At 44.1% G+C, this 3,097-nt stretch carries 3 protein-coding genes; 1 reads left to right on the top strand and 2 read right to left on the bottom strand.

What is annotated here, in order from left to right; genetic code table 11:
- On the top strand, positions 1-216 hold a 216-nt coding region (locus ACFIMC_RS09465; RefSeq protein WP_375680802.1), incomplete at its 5' end, for a hypothetical protein.
- Positions 217-750: 534 nt separating this feature from the next.
- On the opposite strand, the gene ACFIMC_RS09460 is transcribed toward ACFIMC_RS09465, so the two are convergent.
- Both ACFIMC_RS09460 and ACFIMC_RS09455 read right to left on the bottom strand, forming a co-directional pair.
- Positions 751-1,956, bottom strand: a complete 1,206-nt coding sequence (locus ACFIMC_RS09460) for a phage minor head protein (protein WP_375680803.1) — start codon at positions 1,954-1,956, stop codon at positions 751-753.
- On the bottom strand, positions 1,949-3,097 hold a 1,149-nt coding region (locus tag ACFIMC_RS09455), incomplete at its 5' end, for a DUF935 family protein (RefSeq protein WP_375680804.1). The genes ACFIMC_RS09455 and ACFIMC_RS09460, both read right to left, overlap by 8 nt.

Genomic DNA, 3,097 nt, shown 5'->3' with positions numbered 1-3,097 from the left:
CTTCGTGAAATTCCTGTTCCATACATTGCCTATTGCTTTACAATTGTCATTGGCAATACAATGCATGAAACTTACTCCCACCATAAGTCTGACACTGTCAGTCAAAAGAGCATTTCTCAAAAAAGCACTCTTTTCCCTATTCTTCTCCTTGTGAGAGAAACCCCCGTGCCAAACCATCCCATAAAATCGTTTTCAAAGGCACTTCAAAGACGATAGAGCGCCGTTGTGAAGTTAGAGGTACAATTTATCGCCTTATACAAAAAAAGCCTCTCTCAAGCCGTTTTTTTTAAAAATTGCTTTTTGGCTTAAAAACATTATATCATTGGAGGTAAGGCGTGAGCCAGTTTTGCTAGGACGGTTTTACCGGATCTGCGAGGAGTTGACCGCCCTCCACGCCTTCTCATTTTTCTCGACACCAGTTCCTTCTCACAAACACCAACAGAGCTTTACGGTGTTTTCTTTACAACAACCGTTCATCCTTCTTTTCCCTTTTAAAGAAAACACCCCCAAACACTCTTAATAAAAGTCAAACACTCTTATAAAATTGTTTTCAAAGACACTGGCGACAGAGCACCATTTTTTTAAAGATTGCTTTTAAACTTTTAAACTGTTACATTATCCGCGAGGCGTGAGCCAGTTATACCAGGACGGTTTTACCGGATCTGCGAGGAGTTGACCGCCCTCCACGCCTTCTCATTTTCCTCGCCTCTTTTCCATTAAGAACAAAAGACTTTCTTCCTGTTGTTTTCTTTACAACAACCTCTCGCCCTTTTTTTCAGCCGCATCCAATAAGCGTCCAATTTCTCTAGAGCTTTTTTTATGCATGGAGGTCAACCACCATTCTTGTTTGCTTGCCACGAATTTAACTGCTAAGCGCCACCATACCCCATCATTTTCACCCAAAAACACAACGCTCGGTACACCTTTTCGCCTGATAATGCCATGGGGGCGGATGAGCGTTTGAATGGCGCCCCGAAAATCATCCAAGCGAAGATCACGCGCTTGATGCTCTAACAAAATATGTTTCACACTGTCTGCGGATAAGCGAATAAGAGAATTTTCCGCTGCAAAAACATCACGCACCTTTTGGATCATTGGGGCAATGGGAATAAATCCACGCGGCATATGTCCTTCAAACATGGCTTCCAAAAGTGGTGAACCCACAATATCTTCAATGGCAATGCGTTTGTCATTGTCCCCCATCACAGAGACTTTATCACTCAAAAAATTGCTTAAGTTTTGCGCGCGATGTTTCCCAGGATTAGAATGCCAACCAGGATCAATCCCCTTTGGTATCTTCTCAATTTTCCCCGTTCGCTTATTGTGCCAAACCTGCTTTTCAACATGAAGTGGCTCTGCCCCCTCTTCATAGCCTAAATCTTCTGCTTCATAACGGCTTACCTGTCGCACACTACATTTACACCGCCAGCCATTGGGTGGATAAAGCCAATCCCAAACCGGATCATCAACAGGTGCCGTAAACCCCACCCAACTTTCATGTTCTAAACGCTTATGTTCTGAACTCGACAAAGCATAGGTGAGATAGGGCAAAAATTCTTTATTATTTTGTGTGCGCTCCCACTCGCCTGCTGCATGCGCACTCATGGTATTGGCCCAATAGACCGTTTCTAAACGCCGTGGGCTGCCCAATTGCACCACGCTCTTTTCACCAGTTTTGGGGTCAATGCTGGTCTTTTTACCCCACCAACCCTTTTCCTGTAAAATCGGCATCAAATTTTTTTGAAAATCTTGAAAAGGAACTTGATGCTTTATGGCTTCTCCAACCGCTCGCTTAAAATCCTCCAAAATATCATAGCCTAGCGATTTTGCCACCGTAAAGGAAAAGGCATGTTCTTCTGGTGCTATATCACGCCAATCAAAGCTTGGAACAAGTGCCTTGGCTTCAAAATAACGGGTGACCTCTTTAGGGGCGGTTTTAAAAAGTTCCTCATCCATGATACCCAAGCCCACGTGCAATCATTTGTACTTTTGCCAAGCGCGCTGCTAATGCGTGATGATCCATCTCACCTAGCAATTCATCTAAGCCTTTTAGGATATCCTCATAACTTTTTGCTTCTCTCACAAGCTTTTTAAAAGGCTCTAAAAGGGGTTCTAAGTCCTCTTCCCAGTCGCTTAAAGCTTCTTGTGAAAGTCGGTCCAATTCGTCGTGATGTTTTCCACCCTGCTCTTTTGCACCCTTGTCCTCTCTTGTCACAGAAACATCAAAAACACCCCCACAATCAGCACAAACATGAGCCTTTTGTCTTGCCTCACCATCCTCTTGTCCCCTCTCATCATCAAGCGCATTATCAGGAGCCTTTAAAACATCCTCTTCCTTTTTTGGTTGCGAAAAACCAATCTTATTGCGCACTTCTTGCGCCCCAACACGCAAACCCAAGGGCACAAGTTTTTCCAGTGCATCACTAATCGCTTTAATATCTTCATTTTCCGAAATCGGCCAATAGACAAGGGGGGCGCGCTCTTGGCGTCCAAAATTAATCTCAACAAAAGGCACAATCAAATCACGATTAGCCGTTAAAGCTAATTGGCGTGCATCAGCTCTGGCAATATCATGGCGCACATTTTCATGAATGCGCGCTTGCGAAAAGGACGAACCATCATCCGTCGTCATGGTTTGCCCCAACACACCTTTAGAAATTTGTCGATCTAAATATTCCGCCTTAGAAGCAAACACCGCATTGCCACTGCCCCCTGCCGCTTCAATAAATTCAATCTCCATCTCTTTGGGAATAATCGCTGCCGCATCACTGGATAAATCACGCACTGCTTGAATGAGAACCCGTCGCTCCTCATGAGAAGAGCTTGCCCCATATTTACCCACACGCAAAGGCATGCCATAAACTTCTAAAAATGCCATCCAATCTTTTAAGGTATAAGACTTGAAGAGAAATGCCCAAGCTGCAAGCCGTGCAAGCCCAGAACGAATAGGCAAACCGCTTTTTAACTTGGGTCTGTGAATAGAAAATTTATAAGCAGGCAATTCACTTCCATTAAAAGACCCCTCTTCTTTTAAACGCAAATGAAAACCATCCCGCCGGTCTAATTGAAAAAACCGCTGGTCACGCCATTTCCAAGC

Source organism: Bartonella sp. AP21QHHD (assembly GCF_042196205.1).
Classification (GTDB): Bacteria; Pseudomonadota; Alphaproteobacteria; order Rhizobiales; family Rhizobiaceae; genus Bartonella.
The sequence above is the reverse complement of the archived record's forward strand: the minus strand, read 5'-3'. Positions and strand labels throughout refer to the sequence as shown.